We start from the raw sequence: 26132 nt of genomic DNA, 5'->3' as shown, positions 1-26132 counted from the left end.
GCTGGGTATCGTCGTATCGCCCTACGAGCCCCTCACCCCACCAGGGGTGGGGAAGGCCGGGGTGCGCGACTTTTACGGGGGAATGAGCAGTGTCGTACCGCCCTGCCGATTGGCATGTCCTTGACCTGGAGAAGGATCCGACGCCGGGGGATCCGCACCGGGTGCGGTCGTTGGCCAAAAATCTCCATGACTTCTCCGAGGATGTCGGCCGGGTACTCCGTGACATCAAGGGGATGGCGGGCGAGGACGCGATCCTCAAGTGGGCGGGCAAGACGGCGGACGCGTTCACGGAGAAGTTCGAGGACGCACCGGACAAGCTGAAGAAGCTCAAGAAGAGCTACGAGATGGCGGGCGACGCGCTGGCCGCGTACTGGCCGGAGCTGGAGCGCGCCCAGTCCCTCGCGGACAAGGCGCTGGCCAAGGGCCGCGAGGCGCAAGCTGACCTGTCGTCCGCCAAGTCCCGCCTCTCGTCGGCCGATTCGTGGATGGAGCGGGCCGGCAAGGAAGCCGACAAGTACAAGGACGACAAGGGTTCCGGCGGCGGCAAGGACGTGCCCAAGCCCGACCCGGACAAGGTCAAGGCCGCCACCCGCAACGCCAACTCCGCGGAGAAGGCGCAGAAGTCCGCCCAGGGTGATGTGGACTCCGCCAAGAGCGCGCTGGACGCGGCGAAGAAGATGGCCGAGGACGCGCGCAAGATGCGTGAGGAGGCGGCAGGGACCGCGAAGAAGAAGATCGGCGAGGCCTCCGACGCGGGCATCCGGAACCGGCACTGGTGGGAGGAGGTCGGCGACTGGGTCACCGACAACTGGGACACCATCGTCGCCGTCTGCAAGGTCGTCGTCGCGGTCGTGGGCGTCATCGCGATGATCGTGGGCGGGCCGATCCTGGCGGCCATCGTCATCGTCGCGGGCGCGATCGTCCTGGCCGACACCTTGAGCAAATACGCGAAAGGCCAGGCCACGTTGATGGACGTGGCGTTCGCGGCCATGGACTGCATCCCCGGCGGCAAGGGGTTCACCACCGTCGCCAAGGCGGCCAAGGGCCTGAAGGCCGCCGCCCGCGGGATGCGCTCCGGGGGCGTCCGCAAGGCACTCGCGGGCGGCATGAAGAAGCTGGCGAGCAAGGCGAAGTCGAGCAAGGGCCGCTGCAAGAACGGCGACCCCATCGACATGGTCTCCGGCGAGATGCTCATGGAGCGGACCGACGTCGAACTGCCGGGCCTGCTCCCGCTCGCCCTGCGGCGCACGCACCTGTCCACGTACCGCTGGGGCCACTGGTACGGCCACTCATGGGCCTCGACGCTCGACGAGCGGATCGAGATCGACGACAAGGGGCTGGTCTACCTCACCGAGGACGGCCAGCTGCTGTCCTACCCCCATCCCGAGCCCGGCGGTGACCCGGTGCTGCCCGCGCACGGCCCCCGCTGGCCGCTGCACGTCGACGCCGCGGGCACGGTCACGGTCAGCGACCCGCACACGGGGTACGTCCGCCACTTCCCGCCCATCCCGCCCGACGCGGTGGAGACGGGTGACACGGAACGGGGCACGGAACGGGGCGCCGAACGGCACCTGCCGCTGCGGGCCATCACCGACCGCAACGGCAACCGCGTCGACATCGACCACGACGCCACCGGCGCGCCCACGGCGATACGCCACACCGGCGGCTACCACCTGAAGGTCGACACCGACGATCACCGCGTCATCGCGCTGCGTCTGCTCACCGCCGGCACGAGTACCACCGGTACGGGGGACACCTCCGTCGGCACGCCGGTCGCCGCGTACGGCTACGACGAGGTCGGCAATCTGGCCGAGATCCACGACTCGGCAGGGCCGCGGCTGCGCCTGGAGTACGACGACGACGCCCGCATCACGTCCTGGACCGACAGCAACCACACCTGGTACCGCTTCACGTACGACGACGAGGACCGCTGCGTCCGCGGCGAGAGCACCGGGGGCCACCTGGCCTGCACCATCGACTACCGCCCCGGTGAGCGGGAGACCCGCTACACCGACGCCCTCGGCCGGACCACCGTCTACCGCTACAACGACCTCAGCCAGCTCACCTCCGAGACGGACCCGCTGGGCGGCACCGTCCACTCCGAGTGGGACGACTGGAACAACCTGCTGGCCCGCACCGACGAGCTGGGGCACCGCACCGAGAACACCTGGGACGAGCGGGGCGACCTGACGGCGATACGCCTCCCGGACGGCACCCGCACCAGCGCCGTGTACAACGACCTCCACCTGCCCGTCGAGATCGTCGGAGCGGACGGCGCCGTGCTGCGCCAGACCTGGGACGAGCGCGGCAACTGCACCGGCACGACCGACCCCGACGGCATGACGCACCGCTTCACCCACCACACCACCGGAGCCGTCTCCACCGTCACGGACCCGCTCGGCCACACCACCGAACAGCGCTGCGACGCGGCGGGCCTGCCGGTGCGCGTCACCGACCCGACGGGCGCGGTGACCCGCTACGACCGCGACGCCTTCGGTCGCGTGGTCACGGTCACCGACCCGACGGGCGCGATCACACGCCTGGAGTGGACGGTGGAGGGCAACCCGTCGCGGCGCACCGAGGCGGACGGCTCGTCGCAGTCCTGGACGTACGACGGCGAGGGCAACTGCGTCTCGCACACGGACGCCACCGGCGCCACCTCGACGTACGAGTACACGCACTTCGGCCTGATCGCGGCCCGCACGGACCCCGACGGCGTCCGCCACGAGTTCGACCACGACACCCAGTTCCAGCTCCGCAAGGTCACCAACCCGCAGGGTCTGACCTGGAGTTACGAGTACGACCTGGCGGGCCGGATGGTGGCGGAGACGGACTTCGACGGCCGCGCGCTCACGTACACCCTGGACGCGGCGGGCCGGTTGGTGAGCCGGACGACGCCCGCGGGGGACGAGATCACCTTCGAGCGGGACGCGCTGGGCCGGACCGTCACGAAGAACGTGGCGGGCGCCGCGACCACGCACTTCGCCTACGACGCGACGGGCCGCCTCGTCCGCGCGGTGGGCCCGGACGTCACGCTGACCCTGGAGCGGGACGCGTCGGGCCGGCTCCTCTCCGAGACGGTCGACGGCCGCACGCTGAGCTACACCTACGACGCCCTGGGCCGGCGCACCGGCCGCACCACACCGTCCGGCGCGACGAGCACCGGGACGTACGACGCGGCGGGCAACCGCACCGGGCTGACCACGTCCGGGGTGCGGATGGCGTTCACGTACGACGGAGCGGGCCGGGAGCTCACCCGCACGGTCGGCGCGGCCCTGCGGCTTTCGAACGTGTACGACACCGTGGGCCGCCTGGCGCGACAGGACCTGAGGGGCCGGGACGGCACGCACGTGCAGCACCGTGCGTACACCTACCGCGCGGACAACCATCTGACCGGCATGGAGGACCGGCTCGGCGGCGCGAGGCGCTTCGACCTGGACGCGGCGGGCCGCGTCACGGCCGTCCACGCGGCGGGCTGGACGGAGACCTACGCCTACGACGAGGCCGGCAACCAGACCCACGCCTCCTGGCCGGCCTCCATGCCGGGCCACGAGGCGACGGGCGCCCGCGCGTACACAGGCACCCGCATCACCGCGGCCGGCGGCGTCCGCTACGAACACGACACGTCGGGCCGCGTCACCCTGCGCTGCAAGACCCGCCTGTCCCGCGGACCCGACACCTGGCACTACGCCTGGGACGCGGAGGACCGCCTCACGTCCGTGGTGACCCCCGACGGCACCCGGTGGCGCTACCTGTACGACCCCCTGGGCCGCCGGACGTCCAAGCAGCGCGTGACGGAGGCGGGGGTGGCGGAGCAGGTCGACTTCACCTGGGACGGCACGACGCTCTGCGAACAGACGAGCCACACCCCCGGCGCCCCGGAATCGACGACCCTCACCTGGGACCACGACGGTCTGCGCCCCTTGGCCCAGACGGAGCGCAAGCACCTCACCGACGAGGAGGTGGACGCCCGCTTCTACGCCGTCGTCACCGACCTCGTCGGCACCCCGACCGAACTCCTCGACGAACACGGCGACATCGCCTGGCGCACCAGGACCACCCTCTGGGGCACCACGGTCTGGAACCGGAGCGCCACCGCCTACACTCCGCTGCGCTTCCCCGGCCAGTACCACGACCCCGAGACGGGGCTGCACTACAACCACTTCCGGCACTACGACCCGGAGACCGCCCGCTACCTCACCTCGGACCCGATCGGCCTCAACGGCGGCTTCGCGCCGCACAGTTACGTCCCCAACCCGTTCATGTGGGCCGACCCCCTCGGTCTGTCCCTCCTCGACGTCAGCAAGAACGGCGTGCACATCGTGGTGCACGAGTACGACGTCGACAAGCCGGCGCACGGGCACGTCACCGGTGGCGGCGGGCGCGAGGTCAGGATCGGTCCGAACGGCAAACCCATCGACGGGCAGCCGGAGCTGTCGCGCAAGCAGCAGCAGGCGGTGGAGCATTACAAGCCGGAGATCCGGAAGGCCGTCAGGAAGCTCGGCCGGCGAAACCAGGCGGAGGAGCGGGCCGAACGGGAGCAGCGCGAGAGCGCCAGGAAACCTTGCAAGGGATGAAGCGATGACATTGCGTTCCGATCTGGCCGAGCTGCTGGCGGAGGCCGGCATCGTCGACGTGGACGTCGACGGCATCGTCGCGGACGACCACGCCCGGACGTCCGCGTACCTCCGCGTGGTCTCGGTGATCGCCGCCTCGCAGAACCGCGACCGGGACCGCGTGATCGTGGCCACGATCCTGCGGGACCCCGACGAAATGGGGTCCAAGACGGCGGTGGTGGCCCTCGTGGACAAGGTGGCGCAGAAGGCGGGCGGACCTGACGAGTTCCGGCTGTGGTCCGGCGGACTGCTGCCGGAGATCGACCGGTTCACGCAGGAGTCGCACCGCGAGTTCATCCGCCGGCGCATCCAGGACTGGCTCCTCTACCTGACCGTCGAGGACGGCCACGTGCCGACCGCGGACGAGCTCGCCGAGGTCACCGACTGGATGCAGCGCCATCTCGCCGAGTCTTCGAGGTCACCGGAGGTGCTCGCCGCGGTCGCCGAGTCGGCCCGTACCAAGAAGACGCGGAACATCGCGAAGAACCGGGCCAACAGCCGCGAGCTCAGGGCGGAGTGAACGCAAAGGCGGCACCCGGGGGAGGAAGGACCCCCCGGGTGCCGCCGGTCGCGCGCGTCGTTACTTGACCGCGACGCCCGTCCAGGCCGCGCCCACGGCCTTGGCCTCGGCCGAGTCCGCCCCGTAAAGGTCCGTCGCCGCCTTCAGCGTGCCCTCACGGGCCGCCTTGTAGTCGGTCGTCGACGTGAAGTACGTCGTCAGGGCCTTGAACCAGATCTTCTCGGCCTTGTCGCGGCCGATGCCCTCGACCTTGGAGCCGTCGGCGGTCGGGGAGTCGTACTTGACGCCGTTGATCTCCTTCGCGCCGCTGCCCTCGGACAGCAGGTAGAAGAAGTGGTTGGCGATGCCCGAGGAGTAGTGGACGTCGACGTTGCCCGCGTCCGCGCTCCAGCTGTCCAGGGACTGGCCGTCCTTGGAGGGCTTGTCCATGTAGCGCAGCGGGGAGCCGTCGCCGTTGATGTCGATCTCTTCGCCGATGAGGTAGTCGCCGACGTCCTCGGGGCTCTTGGCGTTGAACTCGACGGAGGTGCCGAAGATGTCCGAGGTGGCCTCGTTCAGGCCGCCGGACTCGCCGGAGTACTCCATGTTGCCGGTGGCCGAGGTGACGCCGTGCGACATCTCGTGGGCCGCGACGTCGATCGAGGTGAGGGGCGCCTTGTTGCCCTCGCCGTCGCCGTACGTCATGCAGAAGCAGCTGTCGTCCCAGAAGGCGTTGACGTAGCTGTCGCCGTAGTGGACGCGCGAGGTGGCACCCTTGCCGTCGCCCTTGATGCCCTCGCGGCCGTGCACGTTCTTGTAGTAGTCCCAGGTGACCTGGGCGCCGTAGGCGGCGTCGACGGCGGCGGTCTGCGGGTCGTCCGGCTTGCCGGTGCCCCACGTGTCGTCGTCGTCGGTGAAGAGCTTGCCCTCGCCGCTCTCGCTGTTCTCCAGGTTGAACGTGGAGTGGCCGCCGCGGCTGTCGTCGGTCAGCTCGAAGCCGCTGCCGCCCTTCTTGGAGCCGATCTCGACCTTGCCGCTGTACTGGCTGTTGCCCGTGCCGTTCTCGATGGCCTGGTGCTGGAACAGCTTCTTGCCGGTCGCGGCGTCGGTGATGACGTGCAGTCTGCTGGGCGTGCCGTCCTTCTGCACCCCGGTCACGACGGTCTCGTACGCGAGGACGGGCTTGCCGGTGGCGGCCCAGATCACCTTGCGCGGCGACTGCGCGTCGGCCTTGGCGGTCTTCGCCTTGGCGGCTGTGGACTCGGCGGACTTGGCCGCGGTGCCCTTGGCGACCTTGGCGTCGGTGGAGGCGACCTTCACGGTGGCCTTGGTGGCCTTGGTGACGCTCTTGACCTTGCCGCTCTTGGCGGTGTGCACGACGAGGTCGCCGCCGAGGACGGGCAGGCCGTCGTAGGTGCGCTCGTAGCGGGTGTGGACGGTGCCGTCGCGGTCCTTGACGACGTCGCGGACGACGAGCTTCTCCTTGGCGCCCAGGCCGATCTTCTCGGCGGTGGCGGCCTTGTCGGCGTTCGCGTCCTTGAGCAGGCCCGCCTTGGCCGAGGTGGAGAGGGCGGCGGGCGCGCCGGACGGCGCGGCCGGCTGGGCGGAGGCGCCGGTGGTGAGTCCTGCGGTGAGCAACGCTCCGGCCGCGACCGCGGTCGCGATGGCCAGGGTCGAACGCTTACGGGATATGTGGGGGGTCACGCAGGCTCCTTCTGTGGGGGGCCCGGGTGGTGTTGGGGAACTACCCGGGCATGAAAGATGCGGTGCGGGTGTGGTTCTTGTGTGGTGCGAGGGAAGAGTGTCATTCGAGCCAGGTACATGTCAGCCCCTGAGCTGATGTTGGCCGGAAATCGTCCGTTGAGCGATGGTCAACATACGGAATGCGAACAGGGTCTGAACGGGAAAGGGCGTGAACGAGCGCGCCGCCCCGGGGAGTTGATCAACCCGGGGCGGCGGCGTTCGTTGTGCTCAGCGGTGCGCGGGAGGGGCGCCCCGCCCGCTGTGCACGGGTGGGGCACCCCTCCGGGCCGTTTGCGAAGGGAACCTTGCGGCGCCTTCCGGCCGGTTTACGGGAAGGTGACCTTCCAGCTGTTGATGTAACCGGTGTCCTGCGCGGCCTTGTCCTGGACCCGCAGCTTCCAGGCGCCGTTGGCAGCCTCGGACGAGGCGTTGACCGTGTAGGTCGTGTTCACGTTGTCCGCGGAGTCCGAGGCGCTGGTGCCCTTCAGCGGGTAGACCGTCCCGTCGGGGGCCAGCAGGTCGACCTTCAGGTCACCGCGCCAGGTGTGCACGATGTCCACGCCGACCTTCAGGTTGCTCGGCGCGTTGCCGGTGCGGCCGGTGACGTTGACCGTCGAGGTGACCGCGGGGCCGTTGTCCGGAATGCTGACGTCCGTGGTGTTCTCGAACGACGTGCCGCCGCCCGGGTCGCCGGGACGGCTGCCGACGTTCACACCGGCCCAGGCGTTCGCCACGGCGGTGTACTCGGCGCTGGTGGTGCCGTACAGCTCACCGGCGGCCGCGAGCGTACCGGTGCGCGCGGCGGCGTAGTTGGTCGTGGAGGTGAACTTCGTGGTGAGGGCCTTGAACCAGATCAGCGAGGCCTTGTCCCGGCCGATGCCGGTCACCGGCAGACCGTCCGAGGTGGGCGAGTTGTAGGAGACGCCGTTGATGACCTTGGCGCCGCTGCCCTCGCTCAGCAGGTAGTAGAAGTGGTTGGCGACACCCGACGAGTAGTGCACGTCGACGTTGCCGATGCCGGAGTACCACGAGTCCTTGGACGCGCCGTCCTTGCTCGGCTTGTCCATGTAGCGCAGCGGGGTGCCGTCGCCGTTGATGTCGATCTTCTCGCCGACGAGGTAGTCACCCACGTCCTGCGGGTTGTTGGCGTTGAACTCCACGGCCGCCGCGAAGATGTCCGAGGTGCCCTCGTTCAGGCCGCCGGACTCGCCGCTGTAGGTCATGTTGCCGGTCGCCGACGTCACGCCGTGCGTCATCTCGTGGGCCGCCACGTCGATGGACGTCAGCGGCGCCGCGTTGCCCGAGCCGTCGCCGTACGTCATGCAGAAGCAGCTGTCGTCCCAGAACGCGTTGACGTAGTTGTTGCCGTAGTGCACCCGGGAGTACGCGCCGACGCCGTCACCGCGGATGCCGGTGCGGCCGTGCACGTTCTTGTAGTAGTCCCAGGTGAGCTGGGCCCCGTAGGCGGCGTCGGCGCCGGCGGTCTCGACGTTCGAGGGGTTGCCGTTGCCCCAGATGTCGTCCGGGCCCGTGAAGAGGGTGCCGGTGCCGGAGGTGCCGTGGTTCAGGTTGTACGTCTTGTGGCCGCCGCGCCCGTTGTCGGTGAGGGTGTAGTTCGACCCCGACTGGGCGCTGCCCACGGTGACCTGACCGCTGTACTGCGTGTTGCCCGTGCCGTTCTCGATGCCCTGCCACTGGAAGAGCTTCTTGCCGGTGGCGGCGTCCGTGATGACGTGCAGCTGGTTCGGCGTGCCGTCGTGCTGCAGGCCGCCGACGGTCGTCTCGTACGCGAGGACCGGCTTGCCACTGGCCATCCAGACGACCTTGCGGGGCGCCCGGTCCGCGTCGGCCTTCTTCGAGCCCGCCTCCTTCGCGGCGCCGAGCGCCTGCTTCTCGGCGGCCGACGCCTTCACGTCGGCGCTCATGTCGACGCCCTTGAGCTGCGCCTTCGCGGCCTTGACGACGCCCTCGGTCTTCCCCGACTTCGCGGTGTCGACGACCAGGTCGCCGCCGAGGACGGGCAGGCCGTCGTAGGTCCGCTCGTAGCGGGTGTGGACGGTGCCGTCGCGGTCCTTGGTGACGTCGCGGACGACGAGCTTCTCCTTGGCGCCGAGGCCGAGGCCCGCGGCGGTGTCCGCCTTGGTGGCGTTGGCGTCGCGGAGGAGCTCCGCGCGCTGGGCGGGGGTGAGCTTGGCGGCCAGCGCGCCGGGGTCGACCTTGCCGAGCTTCTGGGCGGCGGCCTTGGGGGCGTCCGCCTTCGGTCCGTCGGCCGAGGCGGGACCCGCCTGGACGGCCACCGCGAGCAGAGCGGCGACTGCGGAGAGGGCGCCGACGGCGGTCGCACGGGTGCGGACCGAACGGCTGTGGGAGGTGGGTCTGTGGGAGGTGTTTCTCAACACGGACTCCTTCTGCGCGGCCGCGGGGATGCGCGGCCAGAACTACCGGACGGCTGGGTCGCCGTCCGGGCAGAGCAAGGCGGAACGCAGAACTGGGCGGTGCACAACGGGTATTGCGTGAAGAGAAACCGTCGCCTTGTTGAAAGCCGTGCGGCGGTCGAGGGGAAGAGTGGCACCAGAGCCGTGCGTCTGTCAGGAGCGCATCAAGAGTTGGCCGGATTTAGTCCGTTGGCCGGTGGGGCGGGTTCGGTAATCGGCGTCCGGACGACACGGCGCCCGCGCCGCGCCCCCACCCCACGGACCGCCACGGCCGGTCACACCCCCTGGACCAGGCTTTTCCCCCCGGATCTTGAGCCGACCACCCCGCTGCGGGCGCGCGCCCACCCGAAAGACACCGCCGACCGCGGGGCCGCGGGACCCCGCTGGACCGTGAACCTCCGGTTCACGACAGCGCCGAGAAGAACACCGACGCTGGCGAGATCACGTCCGTGCGGGCGGGGGCGCGGCATCGGACCCGCCCAGCGCATCGCCAGGTTCACCCTGCCGGTGCCGATTGCACGACGTACCCGTGCCGTCAGCACGACTGTACCCAGGCGGCGCTTCGTGTCCGCAGCGCGCTACGGGGCTGTGCATGGCACGGGTGGTTCGTCCCACAGACGGCGAATTCCCTGGTAGGACGCCCCTGAGGCGGGCCTCTTCCGCGCGGCAGAGGTCTCGGATGCAGCCCGGCGCAGGAGCCTGGGGGAGAGGAATTCGATTGATGGCCGTGTGATTGGGGACGTAGTCTGGGCCGGTCGTGGAGCTGTCCGCTCCGTTCGCATATGTCACGAGGTGATGACCTATCTCCCAGGCCTGAGAACCGCTTGCCCCGAGGCTTGACCCCCCTGTTCTGTGCAGCAGCGAGCGGTCGCCTCTCAGCAGCGGTCTGCCCTTCGGCCTGGGCGTTTCCGCACCCGAATCCTCCTGTCGCGCAGTGAGCGGGACGGGCATGCCTGGCCTGCCCCTCTTCCGCTTTCTGTCCACCAGAACAGGAACTGCGTCGTGTCCGCTGACACCAGAGTCCTTCTCCAACCCTCCGTCCCCAATGGCGGCCGCCCCGGCAGTGGCTGCACCCTCATGCTGGTCGTCGTCCTGGTCGCGGAGCTGATGAACGCTCTTGACGGCTCCGTCGTCTATACGGCTCTGCCCTCCATCCAGCACGACACCGACGCCTCAGGCGCCGCGGTGCAGTGGATCCACGCCGCCTACGCGCTGACCTTCGCCCTCGGGCTGATCACCGGCGGCCGGCTCGGCGACCTCTACGGCCGCAAGCGGCTGTTCCTCCTGGGGACCGGCGTATTCACCGCGGCGTCCCTGCTCTGCGGTCTGGCCGGCACCGCCGCCCCGCTGATCGCTGCCCGCGTCGTCCAGGGCGCCGCCGCGGCGGTCATGGTTCCTCAGGTCCTGGCCACCTTGCACGTCAGCTTCGACGAAGGCTCCCGGGCCAGGGCGTTCAGCCTCTACGGCACCATCATGTCGCTGGGCAGCGTCGCGGGACCGGTACTGGGCGGGGTGCTCACCAGCGCCGACATCTTCGGCCTCGGATGGCGCCCGATCTTCCTGATCAATGTGCCCATCGGAGTGGCGACCGTACTCCTGGGCCTGCGGTGCCTGCCCGAATCCCGTGACGCCGCCGCCCGGCGCCTGGACTTTACGGGCATGACCCTGGCCGGCCTGGGCCTGCTGTCGATCGCCTACCCGCTCAGCGTGGGCAGCGCACGCCACTGGCACGCCTGGAACCTTTTCATGATGGCCGGGGGGTTGCTGACCCTGACGGCCTTCGTGGTCCAGCAGCGGGCCAGGACCGCACGAGGCCGCGACCCGCTTGTCGTTCTGGCGTTGTTCAGGAGCCGGGCGTTCACCGCGGGTGTGGCCGCGCAGCTCGTCTTCGGGCTGCTGTCCGGTGCGTTCTTCCTGGCCTGGACCCTGTTCATGCAGGACGGACTGGGGCTCTCCCCCCGGCAGGCGGCGACGGGCTTCGTGGTGGCCTCGGTGGGTGAGATGGCCGGCGCCTGGCTGGCGATGAGCCTCGCCGCCCGGCACGGCAGGCGCGCCCCCCAAGCAGGCGCCCTGCTGGCCGCGGCCACCCTGGGCGGATACGCGTGGTTGATCACAGACCAGAACACCGGTCTCTCCCTGGTATTGACGGTTGTGCCCATGCTGGCGGTCGGCCTCGGCCTCGGCATGATCGGAGCGGTCTTGGCCGATTTGACGCTGCGTCAGGTCGACCACGACCACGCAGGATCCGCGTCCGGGCTCTTCAACACCTCGACCCAACTCGGCATAGCGCTGGGCACGGCGTCGACCGCGGTGGTGTTCTTCGCCCACTCCCCGGTCGGCAGTCACGGCACCACCGTCACCGCCGCGTTCGCCGGAACCCTCGGGTACGTCATCGCTGCCTTGCTGGCGATGTGGGCCCTCATGCTCCGGCTGCCCAAACGCCTCGCCGCGCAGTAGAACCCGCCCTCAGGGGGGATCCGCAGCACCGTTGCTCACCCCCGTCGATGAGTCCACCAATGAGGAACAACCGTCTGTCATGATCCGACTGCTGATCGCCGATGGCCTGCGACTGACGCGGGAGGCACTGGCTGTCGTCCTCGCGTCCGAACCCGGCATGCAGGTGGTCGCCCAGGTGCCCCGAGGTGACGAGATCGTGCCGAACGCCCTGCGCACCTGCCCGACGGTGGCGCTGCTCGACGCGCACCTCCCCGGCGTGGCCGGAATCCCGGCGGCGGCACAGCTCAAAGCCGTCCTGCCTGCCTGCCGCATCGTCATCCTGACCACCCTCGAACGCGCCGGCGCCCTGCGAACTGCCCTGGAGGTGGGGGTCGAAGGGGTCATGAGCAAAGGCGCATCGGTCAGCGAACTGTCCGACTCCGTCCGCAGGATCGCCCGCGGTGACCGTGTTCTGGACCCACGACTGGTCACCGACGCTCTGCACACCCCCGACAAACCGCTCAGCGAACGCGACACCGACCTGTTGCGGTTGGCCGCGCACGGCCACACGCCCCCGGAGATCGCCGCGATCCTGCATCTCTCACCCGGCACGGTCCGTAACAACCTGGCCGCCATCAACCGCAAGGTCGGGGCACGCAACCGCATCGAGGCTATACGCACCGCCTCCGCCCGCGGCTGGATCTGACCGTGCCCACCCTCGCCCCCGGCGTCTCCCGCGTGCAATCCGCACGAAGACACATGCGTTTCACCTTCGTGGCATTCCGCACGGCATCCCCGAAATCCTTCACATCCGCTGGTCAGCGCAGCGGCGGCAGAGGAGGTCGGGTCCAGAACGGATTCGGTGGCTGTCGTGGCCTTGGAAGAATACGAACGCGGCCCGGCCATCGAATGGGCCGTTGCCGTCTTTGATGTGAACGAGAAGGAGACATCGTGTCCAGCTGGTGTGATGTGTGCGGCAAACAGCCCAGCTACGGCAAGCGCGTGGCCCGTTCTGGGTCCCGCGCCCAGAGCCGACACGTCCGGGGGCGGTCGAGCCGCCGTTTCAACCCGAACATCCAGTCCGTCCGGGCCGTCAAGGAGGGAACGCCCTTGCGCATGAATGTATGCACCTCCTGTATCAAGGCGGGCAAGGTGAACCGCCGCGTCTTGCCATAAACATGCGTGCGCCCTGCGCCGAGGTGGTGCGGAGCGGAATTTATTCCGTTGCATGGAGGCTCGATGCCGTCTTAGCCTGGTGCGGTTCCATTGCATTTCCGTCGGTGCCCGTTCTGGGGACCGACGCCGTATTCCGAGGTGATGACATATCCCCCAGGCCAAGTAAGTAGCCGCTCGTCTTCGAGGCGCTCTTTCCGGTTGTCCGCCATGGCGGACCGCTGACGCATGCCTCGACCGCGGTACTCATTGCCGGCCTGGGTTCGTCGCCCTCTGCTTCCCCCCTGCCGCGCTGAACGGCGTGCGGGGGCGCGCCCAGGCCGCCCCCGCTCCCATTTCCCTTCCGTACGCGAACAGGAATCTTCACCGTGTCCACCGACACCCCTACCACCGGCCGCCCGCGCCCCACCGGGGCCGCTCGCGCTGCCACGGTCACGCTCGTCGTGATCCTGATCGCCGAGCTGATGAACGCGCTCGACGGTTCCATCGTCCACACCGCACTGCCGTCCATCCAGGCGGACACCGGTGCCTCCAGCGCCGCCGTGCAGTGGATCCCCGCTGCCTACACCCTCACCTTCGCCCTCGCCCTGATCACCGGCGGGCGCTTGGGTGACCTCTTCGGGCGCAAGCGTGTCTTCATCGTCGGCACCGCTCTGTTCACGCTGGCCTCGCTGCTGTGCGGACTCGCGACCGGCCCGGAGTTCCTGGTCACCGCCCGTGCTCTGCAGGGCGCCGGAGCGGCGGTGATGGTGCCGCAGGTCATGGCCACCATCGCGGTCACCTTCCAGGGCGAGTCGCAGGCCAAGGCGTTCGGCATGTACGGCATGATCATGTCGCTCGGCGGCGTCCTCGGCCCCGTCCTGGGCGCCGTCCTGACCGCCGCCGACATCGCCGGCCTCGGCTGGCGGACGATCTTCCTGATCAATCTGCCCATCGGCGTGGCCACCGTTCTCTTCGCCCTGAAGTGCGTCCCCGACTCCCGCGACGAGCAGGCTCGGCGCCCGGACCCGCTCGGCATGCTGCTCTCCGCCGCGGGCCTCCTGCTGATTGCCTACCCGCTCACCGTGAGCGGCGAGAAGCACTGGCCCGACTGGAGCTTCCTCATGATCGCCGCAGGCGTGGCCGTGCTGTCCGTGTTCGTGGCCCAGCAGCGTGCCAAGACGGCCAAGGATGGGTCCGCGCTGGTGGCGCTGGCTCTCTTCAAGAGCAAGGCGTTCGCCGGTGGGCTCGCCGCACAACTGGTCTTCGGCCTGGTCTCCGGTGTCTTCCTGCTGACGTGGGTGCTGTTCATGCAGTCCGGCCTCGGCCTCACGCCCGGGCAGTTCGCCCCGGCATCGGTCGCCATCTCCCTCGGAGGTATGGCCGGCGCCATGCTGGCCTCCAAGTGGGCGGGCGCCCAGATGCGGCGCGTGCCGCAGGCCGGAGCCGTGCTGATCGCTCTCACGCTCGGGGGCTACCAGATGCTGGTCTCCGCTCAGCAGACCGGGACGCCGTTCGTGGCCGCCGTCGCTCCGATGATCCTCGTCGGGGCCGGCTTCGGCATGGTCGGTGCGGGTCTCGCCGGTCTCACCCTCAGCCAGGTCGGCCACGAGGACGCCGGATCCGCGGCGGGACTGTTCAACACCGCCATGCAGCTCGGTACCGCACTCGGTATCGCGACGGCCTCCGTGGTCTTCTTCGACCAAGCCCCCGCAGGCAGCCACGGCACCACCGTGACCCACGCCTTCGCGGACAGCGTCTGGTACGTCATCGCCGCCCTCGCCGTGATGTGGGCGCTGATGTTCCGGCTTCCCGGGCCGGTCAAGGCCCCCGCTGGGCCCGGCTCCGCGGCATAGGAACCACGTGGGGCGTTGGGCGTGGGCGTCACGCCCGTGGGCGCGGGTCGATCCACAACGCCTCGCCCAGCGCGCACAGTTCACCGGTCGCCGTGGTCACCGCCACGGCCATCGTGTGTTTGCGGCCCGATCCGGTGGTCGGCCAGGCGTAGGTGATGTGGTCCTCGCCCGTCGTCGCCGGGCGCAGCAGCGTCGCCGTGAGGGAGGCCGTGACCGCGCCGACGCGCAGGTTGTCGAGGTGGGTCCCGGCCCAGGCCGTCGCGCAGTCGAGGGTCGCCCAGAGCATCTCGTCGCGCAGCGCCCCGCCCTCGCCCGAGAACGCGGGGTGCGGCGTCCAGGCCGCCGCGACGACGTCCCGGCCCGGCAGCCGCATGCAGTGCTGGCGCAGGCCGCGGTCCGGCGTCCGGTGGCCGCAGCCGAAGCAGTCCAGCGGCGTGCCGTCCTCGGCGCGGCCCGAGACCCGGGCCTCGCGGAACGCCTCGGAGGCCGCCCTCGCCTCCGCCAGGGTCGGCGCGGGCGGTACGGCGGTCGCGGAGAGCGCGGGCGCGGGGGTCGCGGTCGCCAGTACGGTGCCGGACGCGTCCGTCAACCGGGCCCCGCCGCCGTCGAGTTCGCCCAGGTGGAGCGGCGCGTCGACCGGCGTCGCCGCGCGGAAGTCGACCCGTACGGTACCGGCCGCCGCGCGGTCGGCGAGCAGCCCGGCGACGTAGCCGCCGTAGGCGACGCCCGGGTAGCCCTGGTAGAGCGCGGGGATCGTGAGGAGGTCCCGTACCTCGGCGCCCGCGCCGGTGTGGGTCCCCGTGTTCGTCGTCTCCGTCATGCCGTCAGCTCAACTCCCGTTGTTCGTGCGGTCCTTGGACGCATTCACTTCTGCGGGGCCTCCGCTGACGGCATCCGTTTTCCGGGTACGCCTTCGGGGGCACCCCACCCTCACCCCACCACGCTGTCCCGCCACGCCCGGTGCAGGTCGGCGAAGGCCCCCGTGCCCGCGATGAGTTCGGCCGGGGTGCCGTCCTCCACGACGCGGCCGTGTTCCATGACGAGGACGCGGTCGGCGATCTCCACCGTGGAGAGCCGGTGGGCGATCACCACGGCCGTCCGGCCGCGCAGCACCGTGTGCATCGCGCGCTGCACCGCCCGCTCGCCCGGGATGTCGAGGGAGCTGGTCGCCTCGTCGAGGATCAGCACCGCCGGGTCGGCGAGCAGCGCCCGCGCGAAGGCCACCAACTGCCGCTGGCCCGCCGAGATCCGGCCGCCCCGCTTGCGCACGTCGGTGTCGTACCCGTCGGGGAGCGACGCGATGAAGTCGTGGGCGCCGATGGCCTTGGCCGCGCGCTCGACCTCCTCGCGGGTGGCGTCCGGGCGGCCGATCGTGATGTTCTCCGCGACCGTCCCGGAGAACAGGAACGCCTCCTGGGTCACCATCACGACCCCGCGCCGCAACTCCGTGCCCGCGAGCTCGCGCAGGTCGACGCCGTCGAGGAGGACCCGGCCCTCGGTCGGGTCGTAGAAGCGGGCGAGCAGCTTGGCCAGCGTGGACTTGCCGGCGCCGGTGGAGCCGACCACGGCCACGGTCTGCCCGGCGGGCAGCGTCAGATCGAAGCGCGGCAGCACCTCGCCGCCCGTGCGGTACGCGAACCGCACCCCGTCGAACCGGACCTCGCGGCCCGGATGTCCGGACTCCAGGACGGGCAGCGGACGCGCGCGGGAGGCCGGCGGCTCGGGCACGGTCGGCGTCTGGGCGAGCAGCCCCGCGATCTTCTCCAGCGAAGCGGCCGCCGACTGATAGGAGTTGAGGAACATGCCGAGCCGGTCGATCGGGTCGTACAGACGCCGCAGGTAGAGCACCGCGGCTGCGAGGACACCGAGCGCGAGCCCGCCGTCCGCCACCCGCTGGGCGCCCCACAGCACGATCGCGGCGACGGCGATGTTGGCGACGAGCCGCGAGCCGACCACATAGCGGGCCATCTCCAGCATGGCGTCGCCGTTGGTCCGCTCGTGCCGGCGGTTGAGCGCGCCGAACTCGGCGTCGTTGGCCCGCTCCCTGCGGAACGCCCGGACCGGCCGGATGCCGTTCATCGTCTCCGCGAACTTCACGATGACGGCGGCGATGGCGGTCGAGCGGTTGCGGAACATCGCGCCCGCGCGCCGCTGGTAGAGGCGTACGAGGAGGTAGAGCGGCACGAAGGAAGCGACCGCCACCGCGCCGAGACCCAGGTCGAGCCAGAGCAGCATCGCCGAGATGTAGACGAAGGAGAGCAGGACCGTGACGAGCTCCTGCAGCCCCTCGCTGAGCAACTCGCGCAGCGACTCCACGTCCGTGGTGGAGCGGGAGATGAGCCGCCCCGAGGTGTACCGCTCGTGGAAGTCGACGCTGAGCGCCTGCGCGTGCCGGAAGATGCGGCCGCGCAGGTCGAGCAGTACGTCCTGGTTGACGCGCGCGGAGGCGACGATGAACCCGTACTGGAGCGCGCCGGAGGCCGCCGCGCAGCACAGGTAGCCGGTGCCGACGGCGATCAGCGGGCCGTAGTCGTCGGCGCGCACGGCGGGCACGCCGCGGTCGATGGCGTACGCGACGAGCAGCGGGCCCGCCTGCACCACGGCCTGCTGCAGGAGGAGCAGCACGGCGGCGAGCGTGACGCGGCCGCGCAGCGGCGAGAGCAGCGAGCGCAGGAGGGCGCGGGTGGCGCCGGGGGGCGCGGGCAGTTCGTCCCGGTCGAAGGGGTCGCCGGGGGCGGGGGCCGTGGCGGCTTGGCCCGCTGCCTGTGCGGGCCCGGTGGGCGGCCCGGAACTCCCGGGTTCCTCCGGGTCGAACGGCTTCTCCCGTACGGATGTCGACGAGGTCATCGGGCAGCCTCCTCGGCGGGGCGGTGGGCGGCTGGGGCGTCGGGGCCGTCGGGGTTGCCCGGGCTGCCGGTGGCGGCGGTGCGTGTGGTCTTGCCGGCGCCAGTACGGGAGGGGGAGCCGGTTCCCGTACGAGCAGGGGAGTCGGCGTCGGTACGGGAGGGGGAGCCGGTTCCCGTACGAGCCGGGGAGTCCGCGTCGGAGTCGGCGCGGGCATCCGCTTCGGTGTCCGCCCCCGACATCAGCCACGCGTACTCCGCGTTCTCCCGCAGCAGTTGCTGATGCGTGCCGACGGCGGCGACGCGCCCGCCGGACAGCAGCGCGACCCGGTCGGCGAGCAGCACCGTGGAGGGGCGGTGGGCGACGACCAGCGCGGTCGTGTCCGCGAGGACCCGCCGCAGCGCCGCCTCCACCAGCGCCTCGGTGTGCACGTCGAGCGCGGACAGCGGGTCGTCCAGGACGAGGAAGCGGGGGCGGCCCACCACCGCGCGGGCCAGCGCGAGCCGTTGGCGCTGGCCACCGGAGAGGCTCAGGCCCTGCTCGCCGACCTGGGTGCCGGTGCCCTGCGGGAGCGCGTACGCGAAGTCGGCCTGCGCCACGTCGAGGGCGCGCCGCAACTCCGCGTCGCCCGCGTGCTCGTCCGCGCCCATGAGGACGTTCTCGCCGACCGTCGCCGAGAAGAGGGTCGGCTCCTCGAAGGCGACGGCGACGAGCGAGCGCAGCCGTTCGCGGTCCATCGCCGTGATGTCCTCGCCGTCGAGCGTGATGCGGCCGCCGGTCGTCTCGTGCAGCCGCGGTACCAGCGCGGTGAGCGTCGTCTTGCCGCTGCCGGTCGCGCCGACCAGCGCCATGGTCTCGCCGTGGCGCACGTGCAGGTCGATGCGGGAGAGGACGGCGGGGGAGTCCGGGTCGGCGTCGGGGTACCGGAACTCCACACCGTCGAACCGCAGCCCACCGCCCCCCGTACCGTCCTCGCCGCCTCCGCCACCCGTACCGCCTCCGCCGCCTCCGCCGCCCGTGCCGGCCACGCCGCCTCCGCCGCCCGCACCGCCAGAGCCCGCCACGCCACCCGTACCGGCCACGCCCCCCGCACTCACCTCGTCGCCCGCCGAAGCACCCCCGAGAAGCGCCGCGCCCCCCGCGGGCCCCGCACCCCCCACACCCTCCGGCTCCGCGTCCATCACCTCGAAGTACCGTTCCGTGGCCGTCGCCGACTCCTGGCTCATCGCGAGCAGGAAGCCGATCGACTCCACCGGCCAGCGCAGTGCGAGCGCCGTCGACAGGAAGGCGACCAGCGTGCCCGCCGACAGGCCGCCGTCCGCGACCCGCACCGTGCCGAGCACCAGCGCCGCCCCGATCGCCGCCTCCGGCAACGCCATGATCACGGCGTAGATCGCGGCGAGGATCCGGGCCTTGACCAGCTCGGTGCCGCGCAGCGTGTGCGACAGCTCGCGGAAGGCCCGCGCCTGGCTGCGGTGGCGGCCGAAGCCCTTGATGATGCGGACGCCGAGCACGCTCTCCTCGACGACCGTCGTCAGATCGCCGACCTGGTCCTGCGCGCGCCGCGCCGCCGCGGTGTACCGCCCCTCGTAGTACGCGAGCGCGATCACCATCGGCACCACGGGCGTGAGCAGCACCAGGCCGAGCGTGAAGTCCTGCCCGAGCAGGATGACCACACCGACCAGGATGGTCGCGCCGTTGACCAGCAGGAACGTCAGCGGGAAGGCGAGGAACATCCGCAGCAGCATCAGATCCGTCGTGCCGCGCGAGAGCAACTGCCCCGACGCCCAGCGGTCGTGGAAGGCCACCGGGAGCCGCTGCAGATGGCGGTAGAGGTCCGCCCGCATCGCGGCCTCGACGCCCGCGAGGGGCCGGGCGATCAGCCACCGCCGCAGCCCGAAGAGCAGCGCCTCCGCGACGCCGAGCAGGAGCAGCAGGAGGGCGCCCAGCCACACCCCGCCCGCGTCCCGGTCCGCCACCGGGCCGTCCACCATCCACTTGAGGACGAGGGGGAAGACGAGCCCCGTGCAGGAGGCGATGATCGCGACAACCGCCGCTGTGATCAGGCGTGTTCGGACCGGCCGGACGTACGGCCAGAGCCGCAGCAGTGTCCGTACGGTCGAGCGTTCCCTGGTGGTGGCAGCTGAGTTCGGCATCAGGAGCGAGCCTACGGATCGCCACTGACAGAACCCACCGAGTTTTGGACCGCACGCGGTACTGCGCTGGTCCTAGGACCGAGGCCCCGCACCGGCCCACGCCCCGTGGTCGTACCCCGCCATCAACCGATCGGCTGATGCGCCTTCGAGCGGGTCGGGCGATGTGCGCGCCCCCGTCCACCGGCGATTCTCGACCCATGCCCCTCATCGAAGTGCACGGACTCCAGAAGGCCTACGGTGGCCGGCCCGTCGTCGACGGCGTCTCCTTCGCCGTCGAGGAAGGCGAGATCTTCGGCATCCTCGGCCCCAACGGCGCAGGCAAGACCACCACCGTCGAGTGCGTCGAGGGCCTGCGCGTCCCCGACGCCGGATCCGTCCGCGTCGCCGGGCTCGACCCGGTCGCCGACCACGAGCGGCTCACCCGCATCCTCGGCGCGCAGCTCCAGGAGAGCGAGCTGCAGCCGAAGCTCACCGTGCGCGAGGCCCTGGAGCTGTACTCCGCGTTCTACCCGAACCCCGCCGACTGGGGGCCGCTGGCCGAGCGGCTGCGGCTGACCGACAAGCTGGACAGCCGCTTCGGCAAGCTCTCCGGCGGCCAGAAGCAGCGCCTGTTCATCGCGCTCGCGCTGATCGGCAATCCGAAGGTCGTCGTCCTCGACGAGCTGACCACCGGCCTCGACCCGCGCGCCCGCCGCGACACCTGGGAGCTCATCGAGGACGTCCGCGCCGGCGGCGTGACCGTCCTGCTCGTCACCCACTTCATGGAGGAGGCCCAGCGCCTCTGCGACCGCGTCGCCGTCATCGACAAGGGCCGGGTCGCCGCCCTCGACACCCCGGCGGGCCTGATCAGCCGGTCCGCGAGCTCCACGGTCATGTCGTTCACCCCGTCCGCGCCGCTTGGCGAAAGCGTGCTCGCGGCGCTGCCCGCGGTCACCTCCGTGGAGCACCGCGAGGGCCGCTACACCCTGAACGGCACCGACGAGACCGTCGACGCCGCCATCACGCTGCTCGCCCGGCACCACATCACCGCCCACCAACTCCGGGTCGCCGACGCCACGTTGGACGACGCCTTCCTCGACCTGACGGGAGCAACGGCATGAGCGCCGCCGCAGTCCTGCCCACGCACCGGAGCGACAGCCGACGGGCCTCGCGCGCCGTCCTCAAGGCCGAGCTGCGCCTCTTCCGCCGCGAACCGGCCGCCATCTTCTGGATCATGGCGTTCCCCACCGTGCTCCTGGTGGTCCTCGGCTCCATCCCGTCCTTCCGCGAGGCCAGCGACTCGCTGGGCGGCCTCAGGACGATCGACGCGTACGTGCCGGTGACGGTGATCCTCCCGCTGATCATGGCGGGGCTGCAGGCCATGCCGCCGCTCGTCACCGGCTACCGCGAGCGCGGCATCCTGCGCCGGATGTCCGCCACGCCGGTGCGCCCCGCCGCCGTGCTCGGCACCCAGATGGGCCTCTACGGCACGGCCGCCCTCGTCTCGGCGCTGCTCTCCCTGACCGTGGGCCGGCTCGCCTTCGACGTGGCCCTGCCGCGCCAGGCCTTCGGCTACGCCGTCGCGCTGCTCCTCGCCATCGCGTGCGGGCTCGCCCTGGGCGCCCTGGTCTCCGCGCTGGCCCGCACCACGAAGGCCGCGACCGCCATCGGCTCCGCCGTCTTCTTCCCGATGATGTTCAGCGCCGGCGTGTGGCTGCCGGTCCAGGCGATGCCCGGCCTACTGCGCCACATCGTGGAGGTCACCCCGCTCGGCGCCGCGTCCCAGGCCCTCAACGAGGCCGCGGCCGGCGACTGGCCCGGCTGGATCCACCTCGGCGTCCTCGCGCTGTGGACCGTGGCCCTGTCGGCCGGGGCCGCCCGCTGGTTCCGGTGGGAGTGAGCCTTCCGGTGTGGTCCGCCGGGGGCACCGAGGCCGCCAGGGGCACCGAGGCGGCCGGGGTGGACGACACTGGACCGGTGAGCACGAACACGACGGCCGCCATGATCACCGTCGAACAGCGCTGGGGCACCTTCCACCGGTGGGGCCCCTACGTCCTGCTGGGCTTCGGCGTCCTCATGTCGGTCGCCACCAGCGGTGTCGTCGGCATGGGCCGCACCGAGTGGTACGTGGCGGGAGCCCTGGTCGGCGCCGGTGCCGCGCTCCAGGCGGGATGGGGCGTCCTGAGCCCCTCCCGGCCGGGCCCCTCGACCGCGGGCACCCTCTACTACGCGCTGCGCTGGGCCATCGCCTTCGTGCTGACCTGGCTCAACCCGTTCTTCGCGTTCTACGCCGTGGCCGGCTACTTCGGCGCCGAACGGCTGCTGCCGCCGCGTCTGGTCAAGCCCGGCCTCTTCGCCACCGCCGTCACCATGGCGGGCTCCCAGTCCGGCGGTCTTCCGCCGGGCAACGGCCTCGGCTGGGGCGTCTTCGGCGGACTGCTCGCCGTGAACGTCGCGCTGCTCTCCGTCTTCGCCCACCTCGCCGCCCAGGAGGACGAGCGGGCCCGCGTCCAGGCCGTCACCATCACCGAACTGGAGCGCACCAACACCGCGCTGCAGCAGGCGATGGACGAGAACGCCGCCCTGCACGCCCAGCTCCTCGTGCAGGCCCGCGAGGCGGGCGTCGCCGACGAGCGGCGCAGGCTCGCCGCCGAGATCCACGACACCATCGCGCAGGGCCTGACCGGCATCATCGCCCAGCTCCAGGTCGTGGCGGGCGCCCAGGACACCGGGCGCGAGGCGCTGGCCCGCGAGCACCTCGGCCGGGCCGCCGACCTCGCCCGGCACAGCCTGGGCGAGGCCCGCCGTTCCGTGCACAACCTCTCGCCGGCGCCGCTCGCCGACGACCGGCTCCCCGAGGCGCTGAAGAAGACCGTCGCCGAGTGGGCGGACCGCACCGGCGTCCGCGCCGAGTTCACCGTCACCGGCACCGCCGAGGACCTGCACGACGAGATCGAGGCGACCCTCCTGCGCATCGTCCAGGAGGCCCTGTCCAACGCCGCCCGGCACGCCGGGGCGAGCCGCCTCGGCGTGACCCTGTCCTTCATGGGCGACGAGGTCAGCCTGGACGTCCGCGACGACGGCCGCGGCTTCGACCCGCTGGCCACGGCGGTGCGCACCGGCACGGGCGGTTTCGGCCTCGACGGGATGCGGGCCCGCGCCGAACGCGTCGCCGGGTCGCTCACCGTGGAGTCGGAGCCGGGCGGCGGTACGGCGGTCTCCGCTCGCGTACCGTTGGTGCGCCATGAGCACTGACGTGATCACTCTCCTCCTCGTCGACGACCACCCCGTCGTCCGCGACGGCCTGCGCGGCATGTTCCTCTCCGCTCCCGGCTTCGAGGTACTCGGCGAGGCGTCGAACGGCGTGGAGGCGGTGGCCCTGACCGCCGAACTCGACCCGGACGTCGTCCTGATGGACCTGCGCATGCCCGGCGGCAACGGCGTCGACGCGATCACCGAGCTCACCCGGCGCGGCGCCCGGTCCCGCGTCCTGGTCCTCACCACGTACGACACGGACTCCGACACGCTCCCCGCGATCGAGGCGGGCGCGACGGGATATCTGCTCAAGGACGCCCCGCGCGAGGAGCTGTTCACCGCGGTCCGCGCCGCCGCCGAGGGCCGCACGGTCCTCTCGCCCGCCGTCGCCTCCCGGCTCGTCTCCCGCGTGCGCGCCCCCGGCAACGAGCCGCTGAGCACCCGCGAGAGGGAGGTGCTCGCGCTCGTCGCCAAGGGCACGTCGAACCGTGCGATCGCGGCGGAGCTCTTCATCAGTGAGGCGACGGTCAAGACGCATCTCACCCATATCTACGGGAAGTTGGGCGTGAAGGACCGTGCGGCGGCGGTGGCCACGGCGTACAGCAGGGGAATCCTGGGCTGACCCGGAGTGCTACGCCTGTTGCCAGAGGGCCGGCGTGTTGGGCGGCTCCCACCCGGGCTGCGCCTGGTGCCCCTGGAGGCAGCGGTACGTGGACCCGCCATAGGTCACCGTGTCGCCCGGGGCGTAGACCTTGCCGGCCGCCCAGGTGCCGCCCGGGTCGGGGTCGCCGGGGCCGGGGTCCCCGCCGCCCGTGGTCTTCAGCGTCAGGCCGAACTGCTGGAGCAGCGGATTGATCGGCTGGTAGAACGTCGTGCCGCCGCTGGAGCAGTTGCCCGAGCCGCCCGAGGTGACGCCCTGCGCCTGGCTCCCGGAGATGAAGGAGCCGCCCGAGTCGCCGGGCTCCGCGCAGACCGAGGTCCTGGTGACACCGCTGATGGTGCCCTCGGGGTAGGTGACGCTGGTGTTGTGCTGCTGGATCGTGCCGCAGTGCCACCCCGTCGTGGAGCCGGACCGGCAGACCGACGCACCCACCGGGGACTGCGTGGAGCCCCCGACGCCGACCCGCTGGCCGCCCTGGCCCTTCACGTACGGGGTGGCCGTCCACTGGGAGTTGGTGGCGACCCAGGCCATGTCCATCCCGGGGAAGACGGATGCCTGGAACGTGCCCTGGGCCACCTGGTTGTAGCCGCTGGTCGCGGTGCCGGCACGCCCGCAGTGGCCCGCCGTGGCGAAGCCCTGCTGGGCGCCCTTGGTGACGGGGAAGCCGATGGAGCACCGGCCCCCGCCCATGTAGTACGCCTCGCCGCCCACCAGGTCGTACAGCGGCCGCGGCCGTTCCTTGGTCCGTTCGACGCGTACGAGGGAGGGGTCCACGCCCGCCGCGGCGACGAGGGAGTCCGCGGCGGAGGCGCGCACGGCCCGCACCACGACGGCGTTGGCGCGCACGTCGACGTACCGGACGGGCACGTCGTACGACGCCGCCCGGTCCAACTTTCCCTGCGCCGCTGTCAGTTGTGCCACCGAGTGCTCGACGACCTTCGCCTCGGCGCCCCGCGCCTCGATCGCGGGGACGTCGGAGGCGTCGGTGGTGGCCACGGTGAGCCGCGCGGAGGTCGCGCCGTGCACCCAGGCGCCCGCGAAGTCACGGCCGAGCGCGTTGTGCAGGGCACCCGCGACGGCCCCGGCCTCGGCCTCGTTGCCGAGCCGCACCTCGGCCTGCGCCGCCGTGAGCCCGAGATCGCGCCGCATGGCCGGCAGAACCTGGGGAGAGGTCGAACCGACGGCGGCGGGGGAGGGGGACTCGGCGACGTTCTGCCCGGAGGCGGACGCGGCCCCGGGAAGCCCGGCGAGGACGAGCGCACCGGCGGCAACCACCGCGGCACACGCGGCGGCGACGCGTCGGTGATGGATGGGGAGCATACGAGGTCTCCTCAAGAACCGGGGACGAGCGGGATCCCCCCACACGGTAGAACCCCCAACTCCCCCTCATCACCTGCCGATTGACCCCTGGCACCGACGTTATGGAAGCCACTCCGGGGGGCCGGCCCGACCGACTCACCCGGCCGAGCCGAAGCCTGCTCACCCCGGCGGAGCCGGCGGTGTGGTGAGCCATGCCGTGTAGCTCTCGCTGCGGGATGCCACGTCCGCGTGGGCGGACCGGGTCTGGGTGAAGACCGCCGCCGCCGTGTCGTGGGCCGGTGCCGCCGGGTGCCAGCCCAGGAGGTGGCGCCAGTACAGCGGGGTCCCCGTCAGGGGTCTGGTCACCAGGCCCGGCGTCGGCGGGAACGTCGCCCGGCACAGTCCCACCGCCCGCCCCACCTGCACCAGATGCACGCACGAGGCGACATCCGTCTCGTACACGCGCGCCGGTGTGAACCCCGCCCGCGCGCACGCCGCGGAGAAGCAGTCCGCGAAGCAGCCGTCGCCCGGCACGTCCGTCCACGCCTCGTCCGCGAGCAGCGCGAGGTCGATCTCCGGGCACCGTGCCAGCGGATGCCCGGTGGGCAGCATCACGAAGACCGGATCGCGGGCCACCTCCCGCCACACCAGGAGCTCGCTCTCCGGCGGCGCGCTCGGCCCGCACGTGCCGACCAGCGCGAAGTCGAGCCGCCCCGCCGCCGTACGGGCCGCGATCTCCCGCTCCGACCAGGAGGTGTGCGTCGTCACCGACGCGCCCGGATACGCGGCGGCGAGCCGGTCCACCAGCGCGCCCAGCAGCGGCCCGTGGATGCCGCCGAGCCGGAACCCGGCACCCACCTGCCAGGCCTGGGCGAACCGCTGCGCCTCCTCGCGCAGATCGCTCACCGCGGGCAGCACGACCCTGGCCCGCGCCAGCACGAACTCACCGAGCGCGGTGGCCCGTACCCCGTGCCGACCGCGCTCGAAGAGCTCACCGCCGAGCGCGCGCTCGATCCGCTTCAACTGCGTGCTCAGCGCGGGCTGGGCGAGCCCGAGCGCGGTGGCCGCCTTCGTCAGGCTGCCCGCGTCGGCGATCGCCCGGATCGTCCTCAGGTGCCGCAACTCCAGGTCCATGACGTGAGCTTGGAGCCACCCCCGGGCCGGGGCAAGACTCTGGTCCGGACCAGAAGTGATCACCGCC

At 71.5% G+C, this 26132-nt stretch carries 17 protein-coding genes; 10 read left to right on the top strand and 7 right to left on the bottom strand.

Going from position 1 to position 26132, the window contains the following annotated elements:
* Positions 1-89: 89 nt before the first annotated feature.
* Together ACFYO9_RS01545 and ACFYO9_RS01540 are read left to right on the top strand one after the other, a co-directional pair.
* On the top strand, positions 90-4577 hold the full coding sequence (locus tag ACFYO9_RS01545) for an RHS repeat-associated core domain-containing protein (protein ID WP_358774118.1): 4488 nt from the start codon (positions 90-92) through the stop codon (positions 4575-4577).
* A 4-nt stretch (positions 4578-4581) separates the two neighbouring features.
* Positions 4582-5136, top strand: a complete 555-nt coding sequence (locus ACFYO9_RS01540) for a hypothetical protein (protein WP_358774116.1) — start codon at positions 4582-4584, stop codon at positions 5134-5136.
* 60 nt (positions 5137-5196) lie between these two features.
* On the opposite strand, the gene ACFYO9_RS01535 is transcribed toward ACFYO9_RS01540, so the two are convergent.
* Entirely contained in the window at positions 5197-6819 is a 1623-nt protein-coding gene (locus ACFYO9_RS01535) for a M4 family metallopeptidase (protein WP_358774114.1), read from the bottom strand.
* Between the two features lie 365 nt (positions 6820-7184).
* Entirely contained in the window at positions 7185-9254 is a 2070-nt protein-coding gene (locus tag ACFYO9_RS01530) for a M4 family metallopeptidase (protein WP_388665896.1), read from the bottom strand.
* 1041 nt (positions 9255-10295) lie between these two features.
* Between ACFYO9_RS01530 and ACFYO9_RS01525 the strand changes: the two genes are divergently transcribed.
* The 4 genes from ACFYO9_RS01525 (at position 10296) to ACFYO9_RS01510 (ending at position 14737) form a co-directional block, all read left to right on the top strand.
* The gene (locus tag ACFYO9_RS01525; RefSeq protein WP_358709375.1) at positions 10296-11750 is read left to right on the top strand and encodes an MFS transporter; all 1455 of its coding nucleotides are present in this window, start codon (positions 10296-10298) and stop codon (positions 11748-11750) included.
* A gap of 79 nt (positions 11751-11829) precedes the next feature.
* Complete coding sequence (locus ACFYO9_RS01520) at positions 11830-12435, top strand: response regulator transcription factor (RefSeq protein WP_355816283.1); 606 nt, start codon at positions 11830-11832, stop codon at positions 12433-12435.
* A gap of 245 nt (positions 12436-12680) precedes the next feature.
* A complete protein-coding gene (gene rpmB, locus ACFYO9_RS01515) occupies positions 12681-12905 on the top strand; it encodes a 50S ribosomal protein L28 (RefSeq protein ID WP_355816286.1) in 225 nt (74 codons plus the stop codon).
* A 365-nt stretch (positions 12906-13270) separates the two neighbouring features.
* Positions 13271-14737 (top strand): MFS transporter, encoded by a 1467-nt coding sequence (locus ACFYO9_RS01510; RefSeq protein ID WP_358709377.1) that lies wholly within the window; start codon positions 13271-13273, stop codon positions 14735-14737.
* Positions 14738-14765: 28 nt separating this feature from the next.
* On the opposite strand, the gene ACFYO9_RS01505 is transcribed toward ACFYO9_RS01510, so the two are convergent.
* The 3 genes from ACFYO9_RS01505 to ACFYO9_RS01495 all read right to left on the bottom strand — a co-directional run bounded on the left by ACFYO9_RS01505 (position 14766) and on the right by ACFYO9_RS01495 (position 19737).
* Positions 14766-15557, bottom strand: coding sequence for a hypothetical protein (locus tag ACFYO9_RS01505; RefSeq protein WP_358774110.1), 792 nt, complete (start codon positions 15555-15557; stop codon positions 14766-14768).
* Positions 15558-15667: 110 nt separating this feature from the next.
* A complete protein-coding gene (locus ACFYO9_RS01500; RefSeq protein ID WP_358774107.1) occupies positions 15668-17584 on the bottom strand; it encodes an ABC transporter ATP-binding protein in 1917 nt (638 codons plus the stop codon).
* On the bottom strand, positions 17581-19737 hold the full coding sequence (locus ACFYO9_RS01495; protein ID WP_358774103.1) for an ABC transporter ATP-binding protein: 2157 nt from the start codon (positions 19735-19737) through the stop codon (positions 17581-17583). Before ACFYO9_RS01495 ends, ACFYO9_RS01500 begins: the two co-directional genes overlap by 4 nt.
* A 197-nt stretch (positions 19738-19934) precedes the next feature.
* On the opposite strand from ACFYO9_RS01495, the gene ACFYO9_RS01490 reads away from it, so the two are divergent.
* The 4 genes from ACFYO9_RS01490 to ACFYO9_RS01475 all read left to right on the top strand — a co-directional run bounded on the left by ACFYO9_RS01490 (position 19935) and on the right by ACFYO9_RS01475 (position 23593).
* Positions 19935-20837 (top strand): ABC transporter ATP-binding protein, encoded by a 903-nt coding sequence (locus ACFYO9_RS01490; RefSeq protein ID WP_358774101.1) that lies wholly within the window; start codon positions 19935-19937, stop codon positions 20835-20837.
* Positions 20834-21616, top strand: a complete 783-nt coding sequence (locus tag ACFYO9_RS01485) for an ABC transporter permease (protein ID WP_358709382.1) — start codon at positions 20834-20836, stop codon at positions 21614-21616. Before ACFYO9_RS01490 ends, ACFYO9_RS01485 begins: the two co-directional genes overlap by 4 nt.
* Before the next feature lie 101 nt (positions 21617-21717).
* On the top strand, positions 21718-22971 hold the full coding sequence (locus tag ACFYO9_RS01480; RefSeq protein WP_355816609.1) for a sensor histidine kinase: 1254 nt from the start codon (positions 21718-21720) through the stop codon (positions 22969-22971).
* Positions 22961-23593: a response regulator transcription factor gene (locus tag ACFYO9_RS01475; RefSeq protein WP_355816304.1), complete on the top strand. Its 633-nt coding sequence runs from the start codon at positions 22961-22963 to the stop codon at positions 23591-23593. Before ACFYO9_RS01480 ends, ACFYO9_RS01475 begins: the two co-directional genes overlap by 11 nt.
* A 9-nt stretch (positions 23594-23602) precedes the next feature.
* Here ACFYO9_RS01475 and ACFYO9_RS01470 read toward each other — a convergent pair whose 3' ends face one another.
* On the bottom strand, positions 23603-24952 hold the full coding sequence (locus ACFYO9_RS01470) for a carbohydrate-binding protein (protein WP_358774099.1): 1350 nt from the start codon (positions 24950-24952) through the stop codon (positions 23603-23605).
* A 159-nt stretch (positions 24953-25111) separates the two neighbouring features.
* Entirely contained in the window at positions 25112-26065 is a 954-nt protein-coding gene (locus ACFYO9_RS01465; protein ID WP_355816310.1) for a LysR family transcriptional regulator, read from the bottom strand.
* Positions 26066-26132: the final 67 nt, after the last annotated feature.

Source organism: Streptomyces sp. NPDC005863 (assembly GCF_042871345.1).
Taxonomy (GTDB): domain Bacteria; phylum Actinomycetota; class Actinomycetes; order Streptomycetales; family Streptomycetaceae; genus Streptomyces.
The sequence above is the reverse complement of the archived record's forward strand: the minus strand, read 5'-3'. Positions and strand labels throughout refer to the sequence as shown.